Source organism: Suilimivivens sp., from assembly GCF_037359455.1.
Classification (GTDB): Bacteria; Bacillota; Clostridia; order Lachnospirales; family Lachnospiraceae; genus Suilimivivens; species Suilimivivens aceti.
In genome coordinates this window covers 20854-40285 of sequence record NZ_JAXXXI010000002.1, presented here as the reverse complement: position 1 = coordinate 40285, position 19432 = coordinate 20854, and the positions used below count along the sequence as shown (strand labels likewise).

Annotated in this window: 21 protein-coding genes; all 21 read left to right on the top strand. The window is 46.2% G+C overall.

What is annotated here, in order from left to right; translation table 11 throughout:
• Positions 1 to 27: 27 nt before the first annotated feature.
• The 21 genes from WJQ40_RS00205 (at position 28) to WJQ40_RS00105 (ending at position 19418) form a co-directional block, all read left to right on the top strand.
• On the top strand, positions 28 to 924 hold the full coding sequence (locus WJQ40_RS00205; protein ID WP_118797622.1) for a MinD/ParA family protein: 897 nt from the start codon (positions 28 to 30) through the stop codon (positions 922 to 924).
• Positions 924 to 1652 carry a flagellar brake protein gene (locus WJQ40_RS00200; protein WP_118797623.1) on the top strand — a complete coding sequence of 243 codons (729 nt, stop codon included), beginning with the start codon at positions 924 to 926 and terminating at the stop codon, positions 1650 to 1652. The genes WJQ40_RS00205 and WJQ40_RS00200 overlap by 1 nt, the downstream gene beginning before the upstream one ends.
• A gap of 71 nt (positions 1653 to 1723) precedes the next feature.
• Positions 1724 to 2326: a CheB methylesterase domain-containing protein gene (locus tag WJQ40_RS00195; protein WP_118797624.1), complete on the top strand. Its 603-nt coding sequence runs from the start codon at positions 1724 to 1726 to the stop codon at positions 2324 to 2326.
• Between the two features lies 1 nt (position 2327).
• Positions 2328 to 4400 carry a chemotaxis protein CheA gene (locus WJQ40_RS00190; protein ID WP_337537513.1) on the top strand — a complete coding sequence of 691 codons (2073 nt, stop codon included), beginning with the start codon at positions 2328 to 2330 and terminating at the stop codon, positions 4398 to 4400.
• A gap of 18 nt (positions 4401 to 4418) precedes the next feature.
• Positions 4419 to 4889, top strand: a complete 471-nt coding sequence (locus WJQ40_RS00185; RefSeq protein WP_337537512.1) for a chemotaxis protein CheW — start codon at positions 4419 to 4421, stop codon at positions 4887 to 4889.
• A 24-nt stretch (positions 4890 to 4913) separates the two neighbouring features.
• On the top strand, positions 4914 to 5549 hold the full coding sequence (locus WJQ40_RS00180; protein ID WP_118797627.1) for a chemotaxis protein CheC: 636 nt from the start codon (positions 4914 to 4916) through the stop codon (positions 5547 to 5549).
• A 21-nt stretch (positions 5550 to 5570) separates the two neighbouring features.
• Positions 5571 to 6056 (top strand): chemotaxis protein CheD, encoded by a 486-nt coding sequence (locus WJQ40_RS00175; protein WP_118797628.1) that lies wholly within the window; start codon positions 5571 to 5573, stop codon positions 6054 to 6056.
• A complete protein-coding gene (locus tag WJQ40_RS00170; RefSeq protein WP_337402803.1) occupies positions 6053 to 6328 on the top strand; it encodes a hypothetical protein in 276 nt (91 codons plus the stop codon). The genes WJQ40_RS00175 and WJQ40_RS00170 overlap by 4 nt, the downstream gene beginning before the upstream one ends.
• 35 nt (positions 6329 to 6363) lie before the next feature.
• Entirely contained in the window at positions 6364 to 7128 is a 765-nt protein-coding gene (locus WJQ40_RS00165) for a FliA/WhiG family RNA polymerase sigma factor (RefSeq protein WP_118797630.1), read from the top strand.
• Between the two features lie 61 nt (positions 7129 to 7189).
• Entirely contained in the window at positions 7190 to 8791 is a 1602-nt protein-coding gene (locus WJQ40_RS00160) for a FapA family protein (protein WP_337537511.1), read from the top strand.
• Between the two features lie 18 nt (positions 8792 to 8809).
• Positions 8810 to 9121 (top strand): hypothetical protein, encoded by a 312-nt coding sequence (locus WJQ40_RS00155; protein WP_118797632.1) that lies wholly within the window; start codon positions 8810 to 8812, stop codon positions 9119 to 9121.
• A 16-nt stretch (positions 9122 to 9137) separates the two neighbouring features.
• Entirely contained in the window at positions 9138 to 9983 is an 846-nt protein-coding gene (locus tag WJQ40_RS00150; protein ID WP_337537510.1) for a DUF6115 domain-containing protein, read from the top strand.
• Between the two features lie 22 nt (positions 9984 to 10005).
• Positions 10006 to 10590, top strand: a complete 585-nt coding sequence (locus tag WJQ40_RS00145; protein ID WP_337537509.1) for a hypothetical protein — start codon at positions 10006 to 10008, stop codon at positions 10588 to 10590.
• 198 nt (positions 10591 to 10788) lie between these two features.
• Positions 10789 to 11553: a 30S ribosomal protein S2 gene (gene rpsB, locus WJQ40_RS00140; protein WP_118797634.1), complete on the top strand. Its 765-nt coding sequence runs from the start codon at positions 10789 to 10791 to the stop codon at positions 11551 to 11553.
• A gap of 31 nt (positions 11554 to 11584) precedes the next feature.
• Positions 11585 to 12523 carry a translation elongation factor Ts gene (gene tsf, locus WJQ40_RS00135; protein ID WP_118797635.1) on the top strand — a complete coding sequence of 313 codons (939 nt, stop codon included), beginning with the start codon at positions 11585 to 11587 and terminating at the stop codon, positions 12521 to 12523.
• Positions 12524 to 12642: 119 nt separating this feature from the next.
• Entirely contained in the window at positions 12643 to 13560 is a 918-nt protein-coding gene (locus WJQ40_RS00130; protein WP_337537508.1) for an ABC transporter permease, read from the top strand.
• 12 nt (positions 13561 to 13572) lie between these two features.
• The gene (locus WJQ40_RS00125) at positions 13573 to 14619 is read left to right on the top strand and encodes an ABC transporter permease (protein ID WP_337537507.1); all 1047 of its coding nucleotides are present in this window, start codon (positions 13573 to 13575) and stop codon (positions 14617 to 14619) included.
• A gap of 17 nt (positions 14620 to 14636) precedes the next feature.
• Positions 14637 to 15638 (top strand): ABC transporter ATP-binding protein, encoded by a 1002-nt coding sequence (locus WJQ40_RS00120; protein ID WP_118797638.1) that lies wholly within the window; start codon positions 14637 to 14639, stop codon positions 15636 to 15638.
• Positions 15631 to 16620, top strand: a complete 990-nt coding sequence (locus WJQ40_RS00115) for an ABC transporter ATP-binding protein (RefSeq protein WP_337402978.1) — start codon at positions 15631 to 15633, stop codon at positions 16618 to 16620. The genes WJQ40_RS00120 and WJQ40_RS00115 overlap by 8 nt, the downstream gene beginning before the upstream one ends.
• 47 nt (positions 16621 to 16667) lie before the next feature.
• Positions 16668 to 18356: a peptide ABC transporter substrate-binding protein gene (locus tag WJQ40_RS00110; RefSeq protein WP_262573446.1), complete on the top strand. Its 1689-nt coding sequence runs from the start codon at positions 16668 to 16670 to the stop codon at positions 18354 to 18356.
• A 123-nt stretch (positions 18357 to 18479) separates the two neighbouring features.
• Positions 18480 to 19418: a polysaccharide deacetylase family protein gene (locus tag WJQ40_RS00105; protein ID WP_118797641.1), complete on the top strand. Its 939-nt coding sequence runs from the start codon at positions 18480 to 18482 to the stop codon at positions 19416 to 19418.
• Positions 19419 to 19432 lie beyond the last annotated feature (14 nt).

Below are 19432 nucleotides of genomic sequence, written 5' to 3'. Positions count from 1 at the left end.
TGGTATGAATTGAATGAGAGGTAAGGAATGGATCAGGCACAGCAGTTAAGAAATATCATAAAGGCGAATAATATAGCAAAGCCTGAAGCAAGAGTGATCACAGTGACCAGTGGTAAGGGCGGTGTGGGAAAATCCAATACGGCAATTAACCTGGCGATCCAGTTTCGTAAAATGGATAAGAAGGTGGTGATCCTTGATGCGGATTTCGGACTTGCCAATATAGAGATCATGTTTGGAACAGTTCCCAAGCACAATTTCTGTGATATGATATATCAGGGAAAGAGCATGAAGGAAATTATCACCTGGGGTCCTATGGATGTGGGATTTGTTTCAGGGGGCTCCGGAATAGCGGGACTTTCCAACCTGGGTAAGGAATATCTGACTTATATCATCGGAAACCTGAGGGAGTTAGATTCTATTGCAGATGTGATCATTATAGATACAGGAGCGGGGATCTCCGATTCCGTGCTGGAATTCCTGGTAGCCAGCGGAGAGATCCTGCTGGTGACGACACCGGAGCCCACTTCTATTACGGATTCCTATTCCCTGCTGAAAGCACTGAGAAGACATCCTGACTTTGAAGAACAGGCAGTCAGGATCAAGATGGTCGCTAATAAAGTGTCCGGACAGGAGGAGGGAAGGATCCTGTATGACAAATTAAATTCCGTTGTGACCAGATACTTAAGCCTTTCTATGGAATACCTGGGAGCAGTGCCGAACGATACCCATTTAAGCAGGGCGGTCATGCAGCAGATGCCGGTTTCCCTGCAGAATCCGGGAGCGCCTTCAGCACTTGCTTATGAGGAGATCGCAGCAAGGCTGATGAATGTGGAACTGAACAGAAATGTGGCAAGACGTGGCATGGCAGCCTTTTTTGCACATATGATAGGCAACAAGAAAAATAGAGGTCAGGGGGAGAACTGATGCTGTCAAAATATGTGGTTCCGGGAAACAGAGTGGAGATTCAGTCCGCCGGACGGGTAAAATTCACAGGAGAAACAGAAAAAAAGAAGGTTTATCAGACTACTGTATATGATGTGGTATCAGAGGATCGTCTGGAGATCTATATGCCTATGGAAAAATCAAAGCTGATCCTGCTTCCGGTAGATGAAGAATTTGATCTGTATTTTTATACAACAAACGGACTGTATCAGTGCTTTGCAAAAATTATAGACAGATACAAGACAGACAATAAATATCTTCTTCTGCTGGAGCTGACCAGTAACTTAAGAAGATTCCAGCGCAGAGAATATTACCGTCTCAGCTGTGCACTGGAAATGAATGCAAGGAGTCTGCAGAAAGAGGAGATAGAGGCAGTTGAACAGAATAATAACTATCTGGTACCGGGACTTCCGCTGACCCGCAGCATTATTGTTGATATCAGTGGCGGTGGAATCCGGTTCGTAGGAGACTATGCTTATGAACAGGGAAGCCTGATCTGCTGCAAATATCATCTCCTGATCGACGGAAAAGATAAAGAGTACACACTGATCGCAAAAGTGATCGCTGTCAGGGAGCTGGATGAGCACCGGGGGCTATACGAGCACCGTGCCCAGTATATCAATATCGATACCATGGAAAGAGAAGAGATCATACGGTTTATCTTTGAAGAGGAAAGAAAGCACAGAAAAAGAGAAAAAAACATAGAATGATCACTTTGCACCCATGTGAAGCAATTGGCGTGATATAATATAAGCAATAATCAACAGGAAAGAGAAAAAAGATGAGAATGAGTGTAAAGAGTACCGGCAGCAAGGCAGTAGCCATAGCCAGTTCTACCGGTGGACCCAAAGCGCTGCAGAGTCTGATCCCGTTTCTTCCGGCAGAGTTAGATGCTCCTGTATTTATTGTACAGCATATGCCTGCAGGTTTTACAGAGGCATTGTCTATCCGGCTTGACCAGCTTTCAGGACTTTCTGTCAAGGAGGCAGCAGAGGGTGATACCGCCGAGAAAGGACATGCTTATCTTGCCAGAGGCGGAAGACATATGGAGATCAGAAAAAAAGCAGGAAAAGAAACGCTCCATTACATGGACGAACCGCCAAGAGAAGGGGTGAGGCCCTGTGCCAATTATATGTATGAATCCCTGATGGATAGTAATTATGATGAGATTATCTGTGTGGTGCTTACCGGAATGGGAGCAGATGGCACAGAGGGGATCAGACATCTCAAAGAAAAAAAGAAAGTTACCGTGATTGCACAGGATGAGGAAACGTGTACGGTGTATGGTATGCCAAAAAGCGTTGTCCAGGCACAATTGGCGGATAAAATATTGCCACTGACACAGATTGCCGGTGAGATTACAAAGAACGTGGGGGTAATTTAAAATGGATGTTAATCAGTACCTTGGTATTTTCCTGGATGAATCAAGAGAGCATCTGGAAAGCCTGAACACACAGATCATGAATCTGGAGCAGAACCCGGAGGATGCAGATACGATCAATGAGATCTTCCGTGCAGCACATTCCCTGAAGGGAATGGCAGGCACCATGGGTTATAAGAGGATGCAGAATTTGACTCATGATATGGAGAATGTTTTTACAGAGATCAGAAACGGATCCCTGAAGGTCAATTCCAACCTGATAGATATTCTGTTCCAGTGTCTGGATGCGCTGGACGAGTATACCAATAATATTCAGGAAACATCAGATGAGGGGACGAATGATAACAAGACTCTTATAGAACAGCTGAATGCGTTCCTGAAGGAGGGCAAATCTGATGCCCAGATGGAAGAGCAGAAGAAGGAAACGAAGGAAGAGGCGACAAAGGCAGAAGAGGGTACCGGCCGCAGCTGGGAGCAGATCTCACTTGGAGATCCGGAAAAGCATGTGATTGCCACGGCAAAGGAACAGGGAAAGCAGGTCTATGGTCTGACGATCCGTATACAGGAAACCTGTATCCTAAAGGCTGCAAGAGCATTTCTTGTTTATAAGGCAGTGGAGGAAAAGGCAGAGATCATTGTCTGCAATCCTTCTGCGCAGGATATAGAGGATGAAAAGTTTGACCTGGAGTTCAGCCTGATCATAATCTCCGACCAGCCGCTTGAAGAGATCATCAAGGCTGCGGAGAATGTATCAGAGATTGCTTCTGTTGTCGGCGATGTGATCAATATTGATACATCAGTGAAAGAGGAGCCGGAGGAAAAACCGGCTGTAGTGGCAGGAAAGCCGGAAACCAAGCCTGCAGCGGCACCACAGAACAGCGCACCAGTTAAGCAGCAGACAGATAAAAAGGGTGGAAAGCCGGTAGTGAACAGGACTGTCCGCGTTGATATTGAGAAGCTGGATGTGCTGATGAACCTTGTCAGTGAGCTGATCATAGCCAAAAACTCACTGGTATCTGCCTCCAGCACAGAAGGAGCGACAGGTGCAGGCTTTAATGAGCAGATTGAATATCTGGAAAGTGTAACCACGAACCTGCATGAGTCTGTCATGAAGGTCCGGATGGTTCCCATTGAAAGCGTAGTCAGCAAGTTCCCGAGAATGATCCGTGAGCTGTCCAAGAAGCTGGATAAGAAGATGGAACTGTACATGACAGGTGAGGAAACAGAGCTGGATCGTACTGTGGTGGATGAGATCGGGGATCCTCTGATGCATCTGCTCCGTAACAGCGCAGATCATGGACTGGAATCAGCAGAGGTACGTGCAAAGAGAGGAAAGCCGGAGGTTGGTTCTATTTTCCTGGATGCTTATCAGGATGGCAACAATGTAGTCATCGAAGTAAGAGATGACGGTAATGGTATTGATACAGAGGCTGTCAAACAGAAGGCGATCGAAAGAGGAGTGATCACACCGGAGCAGGCCGATAGCATGAGCGAGAAGGATATCATTGGATTGCTTTTCCATGCAGGCTTTTCTACATCCCAGAAGGTCACCGATATATCTGGAAGAGGTGTCGGGCTTGATGTCGTGAAGTCCAAGATCGAATCCTTAAGCGGTGAGGTAGAGGTAAAATCCAAGCTTGGAGAAGGAAGCACATGGATCATCAGACTGCCGCTGACCCTTGCTATCATCCAGGCACTGATGGTTATTGTCGGTGGTGAGAAGTATGCGATCTCTCTAGGCAGTATCCAGACAATTGAGGACATCAATCCGGCTGAGATCAAGCTGGTTGGAAATAACGAAGTGATCAACCTGAGAGGAAATGTGATCCCACTTGTCAGACTGAGCAAAGAACTTGATATTGAGAGTCAGAAGTCTCCGGAAGAAAATATGGTAGTCGTTATTGTGAAGAAGGGCGAGAAGCTGGCGGGGCTGGTTGTGGATGAGCTGATCGGACAGCAGGAGATCGTTATTAAATCACTTGGCAAATATATTAACAAGTGCAAGATCATCAGCGGTGCAACCATTCTCGGTGACGGCGAGGTAGCACTGATTTTGGATGCCAACGCACTCATTTAGAACAGGGGGATTTAGAAGATGGATCAGTTAAAAACAATAGAAACAGCTGAAGCAGCAGAAGAAGCAGCAGCACAGTATATCGTTGTGCGGCTTGGCGAAGAGCAGTATGGTATTGATATACGATATGTGGATAATATTGTCCGTATGCAGCATATTACAAGAGTTCCCAAGGTAGCATCCTATATCAGGGGAGTAATCAATCTTCGTGGAGAAGTGATCCCTGTGATGAGCATCCGGTTAAAGATGGGTCTTCCTGAGGATGTTGAGGTCAAATCTACAAGGATTATTATCCTGAAGCATGAGCAGCATGGAACAATCGGCATCATTGTGGATGAAGTAAAGGAAGTGGTAACACTTACTACTGACTGTATTGAAAAAATGGCGTATGATGGAAATGAGAATAAGAGTCATTTTATTTCCGGCATTGGAAAAAACGGAGAAGAGCTGATTTCCTTACTGGATCTGAATTCGGTCTTACTTGAAAAATAAAGCATAATCAGTTAGGAGAGTTTCATGAAAAATCTTAATATGGACGAATTAACGAACCAGTACTACGATGTGCTGAAAGAGCTTGGCAACATCGGTGCAGGAAATGCTACGACCGCACTTGCACAGATGATCGGATGCAAGGTAGATATGTCTGTTCCCAAGGTTCAGCTGCTTGATTTTAATAAGCTTGGAGAACTGGTTGGCGGTGAAGATGAACTGATGGTAGGTATTTATCTCCAGGTAGAGGGCGATATTGAAGGAAGCATGATGTTCATCCAGAAGAAGGTCTCTGCAGCCCATCTTGTTAATAAGCTGATGTGTGGCATGCTGGGTGTTACAGAAGATGAGATTACCAGCCATGAATTTGGCGAAATGGAATGCTCTGCGATCAAGGAAGTAGGTAATATCATTACCGGTGCATATTTAAATGCACTCTCTTCCCTGACAGGGCTGAAGATCTATCCTTCTGTACCACAGCTTGGAATAGACATGGCAGGGGCGCTTTTAAGCGTGCCTGCAGTTGAGTTTGGATTATATGCCGATAAGATTCTTCTTGTGCAGACACAGTTCTCAGATGCAGTAGAGCTGGATGGTTATTTTATACTGATACCCGATATGGAATCTTATGAAAAGATTTTGACAGCACTTGGTGTGATGTAGGGTAAAGGAGATTCTTTTGCTATGGGTGAAGTATATAAGGTAGGAATGGCGGATATGGCAGTCTGCAGTGGAGATGATGCTGTTACCACGCTTGGGCTTGGTTCATGCATCGGAATTGCGATCCGGGATCCGGGGACAGGAGTTGGCGGATTGGTACATATTATGCTGCCTGACAGTAAAGAAATCAGAAATAATACCAACAGACCCAAATTTGCAGATACCGGAATTGAAGACCTGGTAGATGCAATTGTGAAAAAGGGTGGAAACAGGAACCGTCTGGTAGCCAAGATCGCCGGCGGCGCACAGATGTTCTCCTTTGGCAGCGGTAATGAAGCCATGAGAGTAGGGGACAGAAACGCAGCGGCCAGCCGGAAGAAGCTGAGTGAACTGAAAATCCCGCTCCTTTCAGAGGATACCGGAGAGAATTATGGCCGGACAGTTATTTTCTATCCTAAAACGGGGGATTATGTGATTCGGGCAATCGGTAAGCCGGAGAAAACAATATGAGTAATAAAAAGCTGTTTGCTCCTTTTCTGATGCTGCTTGCAGGGGCAGTGGTATCCATTGTCATGTTCTTGAGTGATTATGACATGACACAGCGGCTTACCATATTGCTTCTGTCAATGCTGTTCTTTTATTGCGCGGGCCTTTTTATCCAGAAGAAAATGGTAAAGTTTTTGGATGAGATCCAGAAAAAGGAAGAGACACAGAAGGCAGAAGAAGGAGAAGTCATAGAAAAAGAGGCTAAGAAGGAAGAGGCTGAAAAGGAAGAGAAATAGTCTATGGCTAAGGAAGAACTGTATCGGAGGTTACCATGGACGAAGCAGCAAGAAACAGGCTTTTTGAAGACTATGCCAAAAACAGGTCACCAGAAATACGGGAACAGATCATACTGGAATATGCTCCGCTTGTAAAGCTGGTGGCAGGACGGCTCAGTATGTATCTTGGATACAATGTAGAATATGATGATCTGGTTGGATATGGGGTATTTGGTCTGATAGATGCCATAGATAAATATGACAATATGAAGGCTGTCAAATTTGAAACCTATGCCAGCCTCCGGATCAGGGGAGCAATACTGGATCAGATTCGGAAAATGGACTGGATCCCGAGAACGATCCGTCAGAAACAGAAAAAAATAGATGCGGCCATGAAGGCCATTGAAGCTGAAAAGGGCAGAGCGGCAACAGATGAGGAAATTGCCGGGGAGCTTGGTATTTCAGCGGACGAATATACTGGCTGGCAGTCACAGATGAAGATAACAGGGGTGGTATCGCTGGATGAATTCCTGGAGGGGGGAAGTGAGGTTCCTTCCCTGCAGAGTACCCAGCATCGCTATGACGAGCCGGAAGACGTGATCGAAAAGGATGAACTGAAAAAGAAGCTGGCAGAGGCACTGGAGCTTCTGACAGAAAAAGAAAAGAAGGTGATCCTTCTTTATTATTATGAGGATCTGACATTAAAGGAGATCAGTAATATCCTTGCGGTATCAGAGTCCAGAATTTCGCAGCTGCATACACGTGCACTGCAGAAAATGAAAGCTAAAATGGGAAATTATATGGGGATCTTTTCCCGGTAGCAGAGGCTTAGCATTTTCAGGAGAGCTGATACAGAGGTAGTGAGAGGGGACGGGTATTGCTATGAAAAATGGGTATTTCCAGCTGGTGTGTGGACCGCAGGGAACAGGACTTAAGGTCTTTGCACCAAAGGACGGTGGGGAAGCTGTCAATGTGAAAGAGGTTATGGAGTATCTGACGAGAAACCAGATTCCTTATGATACGCCTGCGCTTTCAAAGGGGTTACAGAATGCAGCTGCATCAAGACAGGAGATATATCTGCTTATGCTGAACAGGGAAGCCTGCAAAGAGGTAAATGAAAGCTACATCCTGCTTGCAAGTGAAGACCGCATGAGCGTGATTGTCAGATTTTATCCGGCATCTGAGAATGGAGAGAGCCTGAAGCCGCAGGAGCTGATCCGGGATCTTACTTTTAAAAGGATCACTTATGGTGTGCGCAGGAATGAGATTTTTGACTTCCTTTCGCATGTCAGATACTGTACAGACCTGCAGGCTGCTGCTGGAAAAGCACCTAGAAACGGATCTGATGCAAGGATAGAATATTATTTCCAGACAGACAAAAAGGCAAGACCCACACTGAAAGAAGACGGGAGTGTAGATTTCTTTCATCTGAATACAATTAATCACTGCAAAAAAGGAGATGTCCTTGCAAGACTCTATCCGGAAGACCGGGGAGAGGCAGGATCTACTGTATATGGAGAAAAGATTCCGCCAAGAGAAGTAAAGGCGGGTGTCCTTCATTATGGGAGAAATATTTCCATTTCCGAAGATAAGACAGTGCTGACGGCAGAGACAGACGGGCATGTCATGCTGGTAGAAGGCTCTGTCTTTGTATCAGATGTACTTGAGGTGGAAAATGTGGACACCTCTACCGGAAATCTGGATTATGAAGGCAGTGTCAAGATCAATGGAAATGTCTGTGCCAATTTCGAGGTCAGGGCACGGGGAGACATAGAAGTAGCAGGTATCGTAGAGGGAGCCGGACTGTTTGCAGGTGGTAATATCATCATAGCAAGAGGTATGAACGGCATGGCAAAAGGAGAGCTTCAGGCCGGTGGAAACATTGTAGCCAAGTTCCTTGAAAATGCCAGGGTATCAGCGGGCGGCAGCGTTTCCACAGAATCGATCCTTCACAGCAGGGTAACTGCAGGAACACAGATCGTAGTTACAGGTAAGAGAGGATTTATTACCGGAGGAAAAGTATGTGCTACCAGCCTGATTCAGGTCAAGACGCTCGGGTCTCCCATGGGGACGGATACGATTGTAGAGGTGGGAATGGATCCACTCAAGAAGGCAAGACTGCAGGAGCTTCAGAAGCAGGTGACAGAAAGCAGCAGGATGATCGCACAGATCCAACCGGTTCTGGCAGCATTGTCAAAGAAGATGGCACAGGGTGTAAAGCTTCGGCCGGATCAGCTGAAGGGTTTTCAGGAAATGGTGCAGCAGGAAAAGCAGCTTAAGGAGATCGTAGCTAATAATAATGAGGAACTGACAGGCTTACAGTCTGTCCTGCAGGAGAGCAGCGGTGCAAAGGTAGAGGTATCTGGCGAGGTATATGCTGGAACGAAGATATGTATTTCGGACGTTTCTCTTGTTGTTAAGGAAAGTATGCGTCACTGCAAGTTTAAAAAAGAGCAGGGCGATGTAAAAATGTCTGCTTTATAGGGGACAGAAGGAGTGCCTATGACGATCAGCAGAGTAGAACTGCAGGGGCAGATCACCAGAGCCCAGGATTTTACAGCAATCAAACATCAGGAAGACAGCAGAGGGTTTGTTGAGCAGGCCAATATCCATCAGAAAACAGAGCAGAAGGTTGAAGTGAAGGCTCGTCAGGTACAGCATGGCGACAAGGCTGAGAATGAGGGAAAACGATTTGATGCCAAGGATAGTGGAAACGGCCATTATTATGGAGATGGCGGCAAAAAGCGCAAAAAGCAGGAAGAAAAGAAAAAGCCGTCTGCAGGCGGCTACGGCGGCTTTGACATAAAAATTTAAAGATACAGGTGAGAACATGAATACAACAGAACTGATTTTGCTGATTGCAGGTGCACTGGTATTTACCATCAGCTTTTTAATTCCTACAGGAAAGAAGGAGAAAAAAGAGGAGGGGGTAGAGGTCAGGATACCGGAAGAAGAGCTTCGGGAGAAAATTGAGGGTGAAGTCAGGGAAGCCCAGCAGAAGATAAATGATATTGTAGAGGAAACTGTGAAATATTCCATGGAAAAGACAGAACGTGTCATGGAGAAAACAAGCAATGAAAAGATCATGGCAATTAATGAATTTTCAAACACGGTTCTGGAGCAGATCGGCAAAAACCATAAAGAGGCCGTTTTCCTTTATGATATGCTGAATGACAAGCATGATAAGCTGAAAAATACAGTCAGTGAGGCCATGACAGTAGAAGGGAAACTGAAAGAAGAACTGGAGCAGGCGAAATTCAGTCCCATACAGGCGGAACGGGTTACGGTGCTTCCGGATCTGACTGCAGAGAGTGGAGCAGGGGCAGTGGCACTTGCAGCCTCCGGTATGGCAGAAACAGGCGCTGAAGCAGGAAATGCCAGAAAAAGGAAGAGTGCAGATGGGGCAGCAAAGGAGCCGGCAAGAAAACGGAAGCCCTCATCTGCAAAGACCAAAGCAGAGGAAGCCGCACAGTCAGAGAATCAGGCTGACAGAAAAGAGACTGCAAAGCATGTAGATGTGAGTATGGCAGCAGCCGGTAAGAATGGCAGCAGAAATAATAATGAAAAGATCAGGGAGCTTCATAAGGCAGGTAAGTCCAATATGGCAATTGCCAAAGAGCTTGGACTAGGTATTGGGGAAGTGAAGCTGGTGCTGGATCTGTTCGCAGATACGTAAAGGCACAAAGGAGAAGTTTTACATGAAATTAAAATACTATCTGAGAGGACTTGGCATTGGTATTCTGGTAACTGCTGTTATCATGGGTGTTACGCAGGGAAGCAGAAAGGAAACACTGTCAGACCGGGAGATCAGGGAAAGGGCAGCCGCCCTTGGTATGGTGGAGCCTGGAAATTCCCTGGCTGATCTGGAAGCGGCAGAAACACCAGCAGCAACAGAGATACCAGAAGCGGCAGAAACACCAGCAGCAACAGAGATACCGGAAGCGGCAGAAACACCGGCAGCAACAGAGACACCGGAGGCAGCAGAAACACCGGCAGCAACGGAAGCACCGGCAGCGACAGAGACACCGGAGGTGACGGCCAGACCGACGCAGAAGCCTGCAGAGGAAGAGGAAGGAAGCTCTTATACATTTGAGATCCAGGCGGGGGACAGCTCCTATCAGGTGGCTTACAGACTGCAGCAGGCAGGACTTGTGGCAGATGCCAGGGACTTTGATAATTATCTGTGCTCCAAAGGATATGACAGAAAACTCAAAACAGGATCATATGAAATTCCGGAAACGGCAACGGAAGAGGAGATCAGTGAGATCCTGTGTGGCAGATAACTGGAAGATAAAGGAAAATAAAAATGCGGAAAATCTGGCTGAATTTGCGAAAACCCTCTTGAAAAAAGAGGGTTTTAGTGCTATACTGTGCCAGTATGACTATAAAGCATGTGTATCAATTTCCTGCCGGTGCCCTTGACGCAGGGTAGGCAGCTGAGCGGAAGATACGCAGAAGCGCAACCAAATGGAGGTAAAGACATGAGCGTTATTTCAATGAAGCAGTTATTAGAGGCAGGTGTTCATTTCGGACATCAGACAAGAAGATGGAACCCCAAGATGGCTCCTTATATCTTCACAGAGAGAAATGGTATCCACATTATCGACCTGCAGAAGTCTGTAGGAAAGGTTGATGAGGCTTACAGAGCAGTATTTGAGATCGCTGCACAGGGCGGAACCATTCTTTTCGTAGGTACCAAGAAGCAGGCTCAGGACGCTGTTAAGACAGAAGCTGAGCGTTGTGGTATGTACTATGTAAACGAGAGATGGCTTGGCGGTATGCTTACCAACTTCAAGACTATCCAGAGCAGAATTGACAGATTAAAGGCAATCGAGACCATGTCTGAGGACGGTACTTTTGATGTTCTTCCCAAGAAGGAAGTTATCGCTCTTAAGAAAGAGTGGGAGAAGCTGGAGAAGAACCTTGGCGGTATCAAGACCATGACAAGAATTCCCGATGCTATTTTCGTAGTAGATCCCAAGAAGGAAAGAATCTGCGTACAGGAAGCTCATACACTGGGAATTACACTGATAGGTATTGGTGATACCAACTGTGATCCTGAAGAGCTGGATTACATTATTCCTGGTAATGATGATGCTATCAGAGCTGTTAAGCTGATCGTTTCCAAGATGGCTGATGCTGTTATCGAGGCAAATCAGGGTGAGGAAGCTGTTACAGAGGAGCTTGCTCAGGCAGCAGAGGGAACAGAAGCTACTGATATCGAAGAAGTGGCAGATGCAGAATAATTAAAGCAAACAGATTCAGGAGGAAATAACGATGGCTAACATTACAGCAGCTATGGTAAAAGAGTTAAGAGAAGCTACCGGAGCAGGTATGATGGACTGCAAGAAGGCTCTTAATGAAACCGATGGGGATATGGACGCAGCCGTTGAGTTCTTAAGAAAGAACGGACAGGCTAAGGCAGAGAAGAAGGCAGGAAGAATCGCAGCAGAAGGTCTTTGCTGTGTAACCTTAAAGGATGACAAGACAGCAGCAGTTGTTGAAGTTAACTCTGAGACAGATTTCGTTGCAAAGAATGAAGAGTTCCAGACATTTGTAAAGGCAGTTGCAGAGCAGGCAGTTAACTCTGACGCAGATGACATGGAAGCATTTATGGCAGAAAAGTGGAATGCAGATCCTTCTATCACTGTTAAGGAAGCTCTGGTTGCCAAGGTTGCCAAGATCGGTGAGAACTTAAATATCAGAAGATTTGAGAAGATCGTTGCTGATAACGGCTGTGTCGTATCTTATGTACACGGTGGCGGAAGAATCGGTGTTGTTGTAGAAGCACAGACAGACGTTGTAAATGATGCTGTTAAGGAAGCACTTACCAACGTAGCTATGCAGATCGCAGCACTTTCTCCCAAGTATGTATCTACAGCAGATGTATCTGAAGAATACAAGGCTCATGAGAAAGAGATCCTGATGGCACAGATCGCTAACGATCCCAAGATGGCTGGAAAGCCTGAGAAGGTTATCGAGGGTGCTGTTGTCGGACGTCTTAACAAGGAACTGAAGGAGGTTTGTCTCCTCGAGCAGCCTTACGTTAAAGCTGAAGATGGCAAGCAGACTGTAGCACAGTACCTTGCACAGGTTTCCAAGGAAACAGGCGCTAATCTTTCTGTTAAGAAATTTGTTCGTTTCGAAACAGGTGAAGGTCTTGAAAAGAAAGTTGACGATTTCGCAGCAGAGGTTGCTGCACAGGCAGGTATGTAATCCGTTCTGAATAAAAGAAGAACAGTGATGAGGCCCGGGAGTTTCATAGATAGTGTTTTCCCCTGTCTGTGGAATAACCGGGCTTCTTTCTTTTTAGTCAAGGTAAGGAGTTTTTGATTATGGTAAAATATATTGCAAAACGAATTGGTCTTGCAATCGTGACAATCTGGGCGGTGGCAACCATCACCTTCTTTCTGATGAATCTGGTTCCCGGTGGTCCGTTCCTTTCTGAAAAGGCAATCAGTCCCCAGGCAACAGCAGCGTTGGAAGCAAAGTATGGACTGGATAAGCCGCTCTTCCAGCAGTATCTGACATATATCACAGATGCACTGCATGGAGATTTTGGTGACAGCTTAAAGCAGAGAGGCCGTACTGTTATGGATATCATTAAGATGAAGTTTCCAGTGTCTGCAAGAGTCGGCGGCGTATCTGTACTGGTATCCCTGATCCTTGGAGTGCCGCTTGGCTGTATTGCTGCCCTGAAGAGAGGGAAGTTTGCAGACAGTCTGATCAGTGTGGTGGCAACCTGTGGTATTGCGGTTCCCAGCTTTGTTATCTGTACACTGCTGCTGTATTTCTTCGGAGTTAAGCTGCAGGTCCTTCCCACCATGGGACTGACAACAGCAAAGCATTATGTGATGCCGGTCATGGCACTGGCTTTTTATCCAACAGCCTATATTATGCGTCTGATGCGTTCATCCATGCTGGACGTACTGGGGCAGGACTATATGCGGACTGCAAAGGCCAAGGGACTTGCGGGAGGCAAGATCCTTTTCAAGCACGCACTCCGTAATGCGATTCTTCCGGTTATTACCTATGTGGGTCCTCTTCTGGCTTATACGGTAACAGGAAGCTTTGTAGTAGAGAAGATTTTTACGATCCCGGGACTTGGCGGTGAGTTTATCGCAGCCATTAACGGACGAGATTATACACTGATCATGGGGACAACGATCTTTCTTGCCACACTCATTATTCTTATGAATGTTGTGGTAGATATTGTTTACAAGCTCGTAGATCCCAGAATTAAATTAAAGTAAGGAGCAGACCCCATGAAAGAAAATCCAATCAGTTTTCAGTTAAAATTAAAGCCTGAAGATTTTCTCCCGGCAACAGAGGAAGAAAAGCAGAGTCAGGTGATCATGCGTGAGAGTGTCAGCTTCTGGAAGGATGGCGGACGTCGTCTGCGCAAAAATAAGGTGGCTATGGTAAGCCTTGTAGTGATCATTATCATCATGATCTTTTCCTTTGTGGTTCCTTCCTTTTATCCTTATTCCTATAAGGAGCAGATCAAGGGAGCAAACAACCTGCGCCCCATGCAGTATTCTGCAGAGGAGCAGGCAAGGATCGATGCCGGTGAAAAGGTATTCCCTCATGTCTTTGGCACAGACAAGATGGGACGTGATTACGCCATCCGTGTCATGATGGGAAGCCGTATTTCTCTGTTAGTTGGTCTGATCGCAACAGGGATCATCCTGATCATCGGATCCATTTACGGATCTGTGGCAGCCTTCTTTGGAGGCTGGGTGGATCTGGTCATGATGCGTATTGTTGATATTATATACACGATTCCGGATATCCTGCTGATCGTACTGTTATCCTTTGCACTAAAGGATCCCCTGTCCCGGCTGAAGAATGTAGCAGGCTTTGCCTGGGTAGGTGTGGTAGGTGAAAACCTGATCAGTATTTTTGTTGTATTTGCCCTTTTATACTGGGTAGGTATGGCGAGAATGGTCAGAAGCCAGGTTCTGATGCTGAAGGAAAGTGAATATGTAACAGCAGCAAGGGCACTCGGCGTAAGCAATGGAAAGATCATCAGAAAGCATCTGCTGACCAACTGTATCGGTACTTTGATCGTTACCACTACACTGCAGATCCCCTCATCCATTTTTACAGAAAGCTTCTTAAGCTTCCTTGGTATGGGTGTTGCCGTACCGCTTCCGTCCCTTGGCTCCCTTGCCAGTGATGCAATCAACGGTATGAATACGTATCCGTATCTTTTGTTTATTCCGGCTCTTTTGATCAGCTTGATCATTCTGAGCTTTAACCTTTTCGGTGATGGTCTTCGGGATGCATTTGATCCCAAGCTGAAAAATTAATGCAGGAGGGAGAGAAAATGGCAGAATATCTGGTAGATATTAAAAATGAAAGACTTTCCTTTTTCACACCTGCTGGTGAAGTAAAGGCATTAAATGATGTGTCCATTCATCTGAAGGAAGGCGAGGTGCTTGGCATTGTAGGAGAAAGTGGTTCCGGTAAGTCTGTAACAGCCTACAGTCTGATGGGGCTGACGGCATATCCCGGTAAGCTGATCGGCGGTAGTCTGCAGTTTAATGGACATGAGATCGAGAAAATGAGTGAGAAGGAAATGAGAAGGATCCGTGGAAATGAAGTATCCATTATTTTCCAGGATCCAATGACCAGTCTGAATCCGGTATATACCGTAGGCAATCAGATCATGGAAGTGATTCTTCTCCATACAGATAAGAACAGAAAGCAGGCCAGGGAAAGAGCCAAAGAGCTGCTTACCCTTGTTGGTATCAATGAGCCTGATAAGAGATTAAAGCAGTATCCTCATGAGCTGTCCGGTGGTATGAGACAGAGAGTCATGATCGCTATGGCACTTGCCTGCGAACCAAAGCTCCTGATCGCAGATGAGCCGACAACAGCACTTGATGTGACCATACAGGCACAGATCCTGGAGCTGATGATGGAACTGAAGGACAAGCTTGGCATGGCGATCATCATGATCACCCATGACCTTGGCGTGGTTGCCAGCATGTGCGAGAGGATCGCAGTTATGTATGCCGGCAGGATCGTGGAATACGGTACTACAGAGGATATCTTCTACAATCCGAAGCATCAGTATACCAGGGGACTGATCCGTTCCATTCCGAGAATTGACACAAAGGAACATGAAAGACTGGTTCCCATTGAAGGAACACCCGTTGACCTTCTGAACCCGCCTGCAGGATGCCCGTTTGCACCGAGATGCGAAGCATGTATGAAGATCTGTCTTCGTGAAATGCCTCCGGTAACAAACTTTGATGAGGTGCATTATACCCAGTGCTGGCTGAATCAGAAGGAAGAGATGGAGAAGGGAGCAGCCAATGAGTGATACATTAGTTCAGGTAGAACATTTACAGCAGTATTTTCCGGCAGGGGGATACGGCAAAAATAAAAAATATATCCAGGCGGTAGATGATGTTTCCTTCACCATTGAGAGGGGAGAAACGCTGGGACTTGTTGGTGAGTCAGGCTGTGGCAAGACCACTACAGGACGTACTCTCCTTAGGCTTTATGAGCCTACCGGTGGACGGTTTATTTATGACGGTGATGTGATCTTTGATGTAGAAAAGAAGATCAAGGTGGATATGCTGCCTTACCGTAAGAGAATGCAGATCGTTTTCCAGGATCCTTATGCCAGTCTGGATCCCAGAATGACAGTCGGTGATATCATCGGGGAAGCCATTGACGTACACAAGATGGCGGCAAACAAAAAAGAGAGATATGACATTATTATAGAAATGCTTCGCAGGGTCGGATTGAATTCTGAGCATGCAAACCGTTATCCGCACGAGTTTTCTGGTGGTCAGCGCCAGAGAGTCGGTATTGCGAGGGCACTGGCAGTGAATCCGGAATTCATTGTCTGTGATGAACCGATCTCTGCACTGGATGTTTCCATTCAGGCACAGGTCATCAATATGTTTGAGGATCTGCAGGAGCAGATGGGGCTGACTTACCTGTTTATTGCCCATGATCTTTCTGCAGTAAAGCATATCTCCAACCGGATCGGCGTTATGTATCTGGGAAGAATGGTGGAGCTGGCTGACAGCTATGAGCTGATCACAAGACCTCTTCATCCCTATACAAAGAGCCTGATCTCCGCAATCCCTATTGCCGACCCGGGAAAGGCCAGGGAAAGCAGACGTATCGTGCTTGAAGGAGATGTTCCAAGTCCTTTAAATCCCCCTTCAGGATGCCGGTTCCGTACCAGATGTCCCTATGCGGATGAAACCTGTGCTGCGGCTGCTCCCGAGTGGAAAGAAATCGAAAAAGGACATTTTGCCGCCTGCCATCATATTGACAAGTGTAACTAAATATGGTAACAATATAAGAGTTATTATTTATTATAGGAGGAAGTATTATGAAAAAGAGAGCACTTGCACTCGTTCTCACAGCTGCCATGGTTCTTGGCTTAACAGCCTGCGGCGGAAGCTCCAATGGAGCAGCAACTGATTCTGCAGCAGACGGACAGACAGCTGGAACAGAGACAGAGGCAGAAGCCCCTGCTTCTGCAACAGGTGAGAAGATCTTATCCGTACAGGTAGGACCTAATCCTGAAACCATTGATCCTGCTTTAAACAGCGCTGTTGATGGTGGTAACATGTTATTACATTCTTTTGAATGCCTTCTGGCAGTTGATGAAGATGGTCAGCTGATACCCGGACAGGCAGAGTCCTATGAAGTATCCGAAGACGGACTTACCTGGACATTCCATTTAAGAGAGGGTCTTAAATGGTCAGATGGTTCTGATTTAAATGCAAATGATTTTGTTTACAGCTGGAAGAGAGTATGCGATCCTATGGTAGCTGCTCCCTATGCTGAAACTGTACTTTCCATGGTAGAAGGCTATGACAAGGCAATTGAGGGTGATCTTGACGCCCTTCAGGTAGTTGCTTCTGATGACAACACTTTGGTTGTTACTCTGAACACTCCCTGCTCCTACTTCGGAAGCCTTGCAGCATTTGCTACCTTAAGCCCTGTTCAGCAGGCAACTGTAGAAGCAAATGGTGATGCATGGGCAACAAGTGCTGAGACATACATCAGCAATGGACCTTTCTATGTATCTGAGTGGGTTCCCGGATCTTATATCATGATGACTAAGAACCCTTACTACTGGAATGCTGATGCAATCAAGCTTGATGGTATCAAGTGGAACCTGATCGAGGATTCCAACGCTGCATACAGTGCATACCAGACAGGTGAAGTCCAGATGATCAAGGATGTTCCTACAGAAGAGATCCCTACCTTAAAGGACAGTGCTGATTTCTATGTAGATCCTATCATTGGTACCTATTACCTCAGCATGAACCTTGAAAGAGATGCATTCAAGGATGCAAAGGTACGTAAGGCATTAAGCCTTGCTATTGACCGTGATTATGTTGCAAATACCCTGATGCAGGGAACCTATTCACCTGCAGACAATCTTCTAGGAACCGGCTGGATCGATATGGACGGAAAGCAGTTCAAGGATAATGCAAACGGTGGTAAGTCTTATATCGATGTTACCAACTATGAAGCAAATCTGGAAGAAGCCAAGCAGCTTCTGGCTGATGCCGGTTATCCGAATGGGGAAGGCTTCCCGACCATCACATATACAACCAACGATGCCGGTTACCACAAGGTAGTTGCTGAATATTTACAGCAGGCGTGGGCAGAGATTGGTATCGACCTTCAGGTAGATATCGTTGAGTGGGCTTCCTTCACACCTATGCGTCGTAACGGTGATTTTGATGTTGCACGTAACGGCTGGGTAGGAGACTACAGTGATCCTTCCAATATGCTGGATCTGTTCTACTCAACCAATGGTAACAATGATGGTAAGTTCACCAATGCAGACTACGATGCAGCTATCGATCTTTCCAGAACAACACTGGATGCTGACGAGCGTTCACAGGCTCTCCATACAGCAGAAGACATTCTGATGGAGGAAGCTGGATGTATCCCTGTTGCATATTACAACGATTTCTGGTTACAGAGTGACAAGATCACAGGATCCTGGCATTCACCTTACGGATACTGGTACTTCATGTACGCAGATATCACAGAATAAGGCAGACTTACAGGCTTACAGATAAGGTAAGATAATTCTGAGGGCAGACTCAAATGGTTACTTGAGTCTGCTCTCTTTTTGTGTTAAACTATAAGCAAATCGTGTTAAAGGAGCAGATGGCATATGGAAGAGTCGGCCACCCGCAGAAAGCGGATCAACCGCCTGAAGAAGATGATCCTTGGCGGAGTTATGATGGCTGTACTTATTCCTGTGACAGCGAGTATTATACTGAGTGTCCGGGCGCATCAGCTATCCGACAGGATCAGACAGCAGGAAGCTGTTATCCAGGAGCTGGAGGACGAAAATAAAAATCTGGCAGGAGCTTTCTTGACAGAAACGATAGAAGAATCCGAAAGAGAAGCTTTGCAGGAAGAGCAGGACGCAGGGACACCGGCAGCCGGAGAGGAAGAAGAGGGTCAAAAAAAGATTTACCTTACCTTTGATGACGGACCGAGCAGTAATACGGATGAGATCCTGGATATCCTGAAGGCCTACGATGTGAAGGCAACCTTTTTTGTAGTAGGGAAGACGGATGAAGCTTCCAAAAAGGCATACAGAAGGATCGTAGAAGAGGGACACACGCTTGGCATGCATTCCTACAGTCATTCTTATGCGGATATTTATGATTCTGAGGAAGATTTTCAGACTGATATGAAAAAGCTGCAGGAATATCTGTATGAACTGACCGGTGTATGGCCAAGATTTTACCGTTTTCCGGGAGGAAGCTCCAATACCGTGAGTAATATAGATATGCAGAAGCTGGCAGACTGGCTGACGGATCAGGGGGTCACTTATTTTGACTGGAATGTGGCATCGGGGGATGCAGTAAGCAGGGAGCTTCCGGCAGAGACACTTCTGGCGAACTGTCTTGCAGGCATCAGAAATCAGCAGAGCTGTGTGGTACTTATGCATGATGCAGCAAATAAAGATACGACGGTGGAAGCCCTGCCGGAGATCATTTCAGAAATCCGTCTGCAGGAGGATGCTGTTTTTCTGCCTATTACAGATGACACGGTACCTGTGCAGCATACTATTAAAGCACAGACAGAAGAAAGTAATTGATTTCAGTTACGAAT